Raw genomic sequence first — 3,405 nt, forward strand, 5'->3', positions numbered from 1 at the left:
CGAGCATCTGATTGTCGAACACGAAATCATCCGAATCGGCCAGGAGCGGCAGCCTCTCCAAAAGCCTTCGCGAAAAGGCGCGATAGCCGGTGTGATACTCGGCGAGTTTGTAACCCAGAAGCCAGTTCTCCACCAGTGTGAGGAATCGGTTCGCAAGATACTTGTACAGCGGCATGCCGCCCTTGAGCGCCCCGACCCCGAGGATACGCGAGCCCAACACGACGTCGAACAGGCCGTTGGCCACGACCGACGCCATCGCCGTAAGCAGCTTGGGAGTGTACTGGTAGTCGGGATGCAGCATTATGACGACGTCCGCGCCGAGAGCAAGCGCCGCCCGGTAACACGTCTTCTGGTTCGCGCCGTAGCCCAGGTTCTTGTCGTGCTGGATGACCGCGAGCTCCATCTCGCAACAGAGATCGTAGGTGCCGTCTATGGATCCGTCGTCAACCACTATCACGTCGTCGACTATGTCGCGAGGTATCTCGTCATAGGTCTGCTTGAGCGTCTTCTCAGCGTTGAATGCCGGCATGACGACCGCTATTCTCTTGCCGTGAATCATGGAATATTCCTTTCAAAGGCCGAGCTCGGCGCTCAATCGAACAAAGGATGACGCTGCATGGCGTATCTGCCGATGAGACGTTCGAATTTGGGGTCTCTTCTCAGATATAAGTATGACATATCGTCGGCAAAGACGAGAGCCCAGCGCGGGTCCTCCCAGAGAAATCTGTGGAGATATTTAAAAACCGGACTGATCAGCACGTAATCGATGTCGAACCTTTCAAGATAATCGCCGAAGTTGCCGGTGTTCCGAAGGCTATCTATATAATTCTCGTAAAATTTTTCGCCGAAGATCGGCGTCCTGCCGTCTATGTGAACCTTTTCCCCGGGCCAACGCCTGAATATGAGGTACCCCCCCCAATGCATCGAGTTCAGAACGCGGCCGTGGATGTCGTGCCCTTCAAGAAAATCAACCGCATTCACGGGGTGCATGCCTTTCTCTACGCCGAAGCCTAGGTGCCTTCTGTATATCAAGTCAAAGGACGTAGGCACGCCGAACCATGCAAAAAAAAGCGCGATATTGAGGATCACGGCGGCATGCATCCAGACGGGCAAGATGGCCGAGCCTTCCCTCTCAGACGCAAACGCGCTCCTGAAATTGGCCAGCGCAATGGGCGAACAGATGATGAAGAACTGCGCGATAAATCGGGACGCGTTGAACGCCATTACGGATACGACGCAGACAATGAAGAGGTGCGAGAGACGCGCCCGCTTCCTGTTGACGATAAACGAGACAAGCGTCACCACCAGGAATACGCGGAACGCCGTGACGTAGATGACCTTGTCGAGGGTGGCCTCCCATGAAGGCGTCCACTCCCACGTGTTCTGGACTATAGTGTTCATGCTGAAAACTAGCTGATAGATAAAGTCGTAGAAATGTGTCCCCCAAGGATAGATGAGACATGCGATTGCGGAGAGGAGAGCGATGACGACGAGATGAATGCGCCTCTTCCTCTCGATCGCAGGCGGCCCGCCTGCGAAGAGCGTTTGCAGCCATTCGCCGGCCGCCGCCAAAGCGAGCATCATGACGCCGAAGATCGCCCCTCCATGGGCGTTGGCCCAGAAGACCTGGATCGGAAGCAGGAACCACAGGCTTCGCCCTTTGCCTCCGATGTAGCGGACGATCACCAGCAGATACAACGCAGTCAGGGCATCGGTGATCATGTGGGGCCGCGCCTGTATCCTCAGATGCGAAAAGATCACCACCATCACGGCAGCCCATGCGGAGGAAGGCCGAGAGAGGCCAAGCGTACGCGAAACTTTATAGACAAGACCCGCTATCAAGCCCATCATTGCAGTTTTAAATATTACAAAAACATCGAGCCCGCCGAGCCGATAGAGGACTGCAAAGACGATCTGCGAGAGCCACTCCGAGTTGATCCAGGGGGCGCCGTACGCGGTGTATGAGAAGATATCGGAACGCAGGATCTCGCGGTTTGCCAGCATCACCTCGCCGGCCTTCAGATGCCAGAACAGGTCGTGCCCCATAAGTGGCTCGAGCGTAAAAACCAGCACGAGCGCGGCCACCGCCGCCGCCAGGAAGCAAGCGCAAATCGATCTCACGGGCGCCTTCTGTTCGTCTATCGCACTCAAAGTGGTCTCGCTATGTCCCGGGCCCTACCTCGGCGCCGCCGCTCTCTCGCCTGCAGGTTTAGGCGCAGGTGCAGGTGCGATGCACTTGACGTTTATGAACCGATCCGTGACCCCGTCGACTTCGACGTCAACCTGCGTGCAACCCTGGCTGCGCCTGATGAGCTGGGACAACGACGCCTTCCATCCGTCCGCATATGAGGCGTCCTTCATTTTCTTGACCAGGTTGTCCCATAAGGCCCATGCGTTGCCCAGAAGCGAAAGGGTGACGATGACGCCTACGATGACCTCAAGGATTATCTTTTTGCGCTCCCCCAGAATAGAACCGATCCCTGTCTCCTGCATAGCTCCCCCTTTTTAAAAATGCGACTCAAGACGGGACCGGCCACCATGGCAAGGGCCCCGCCTTCCCTATCGCGAAGATTCCCTGTTATCGATATCCTCGATCGTCTTTTCGATCTCGGACTTAAGCCCCTTCTCCTCCCCATAAAGAATTTCCTGACGCAGGACATCGGCGATATCGCTATCCCCATAACGCCTCATGAGATTCAGCGCGGTCCGTCGCACGGACGCAGACTGCTCGGATTGATACAGCCTGAGGATGAACGGCATGCCCTCGCCCTTCTTTATGTCGGCGATGGCCTCCATCGCGGTCTGTCTTGTGGACTCAACGCTCGCTTTTGCGGCGATCTTTTCAAGCGCCGGCACGACATCCTCCTTGCCGTATATTTTGATCCCAACCAGCAATTCGTTTTGCGCCTCAGGATCGCCGCCTATCCTCCACTCCTCCAGTATCTTCTTGAGCGCGTCGAAGGACTCCCTGTTCCGCATCTGAGAAAGGGCGCGGATCACGTCCGCGCGCACCGTCCCGGAGCTCTTTATCGCGGCGCCGCTCAGAAGCGGGACCGCGACGACGCCTATTTTGGATATCGCCGCAACGATAGCGCGCCTCTGTCCGCGATCCTGCGCAATGCCGAGCAGATCGATGAGCGATTGCGCCATCTCCGACGTGGCGATCGAACCGGCAGCCGCGCCTGCGGCCCGCATCAGCTCCTCGTCCTGAGGCGTTTTGAGGAGTTTGAGGAGATATTGCGACGCCGCAGGGCTCCCGGTTTTTCCCAGCACATCGATGGCGGCAATCTTCACCGCCTTGTCATCCGACTCCTCCATCAGAAGAATAGCGTTCTCCGCGACGGTTTGCGATTTGGACTTTCCCAACGCGTCGGCAGCGGCCCTGCGAAGGGAGGGGTCGTCCAA

4 protein-coding genes are annotated in these 3,405 nt (G+C 57.0%); all 4 read right to left on the reverse strand.

Annotated features, from left to right (window positions below; all coding sequences use genetic code 11):
• Nucleotides 1-559: glycosyltransferase family 2 protein (locus tag WC683_20335; protein MFA4974959.1), on the reverse strand; the 559-nt coding region annotated here is incomplete at its 3' end.
• A gap of 32 nt (nucleotides 560-591) precedes the next feature.
• A complete protein-coding gene (locus WC683_20340) occupies nucleotides 592-2,121 on the reverse strand; it encodes a hypothetical protein (protein ID MFA4974960.1) in 1,530 nt (509 codons plus the stop codon).
• A gap of 54 nt (nucleotides 2,122-2,175) precedes the next feature.
• On the reverse strand, nucleotides 2,176-2,493 hold the full coding sequence (locus WC683_20345; GenBank protein ID MFA4974961.1) for a hypothetical protein: 318 nt from the start codon (nucleotides 2,491-2,493) through the stop codon (nucleotides 2,176-2,178).
• A 66-nt stretch (nucleotides 2,494-2,559) separates the two neighbouring features.
• On the reverse strand, nucleotides 2,560-3,405 hold an 846-nt coding region (locus WC683_20350; GenBank protein MFA4974962.1), incomplete at its 5' end, for a HEAT repeat domain-containing protein.

It is taken from the genome of bacterium, from assembly GCA_041648665.1.
Taxonomy (GTDB): Bacteria; UBA10199; UBA10199; order 2-02-FULL-44-16; family JAAZCA01; genus JAFGMW01.

Bases quoted from the DNA above. Each gene is read 5' to 3' on its own strand.
- WC683_20345 (MFA4974961.1), bottom strand. From the start codon at position 2,493: ATGCAGGAGACAGGGATCGGTTCTATTCTGGGGGAGCGCAAAAAGATA.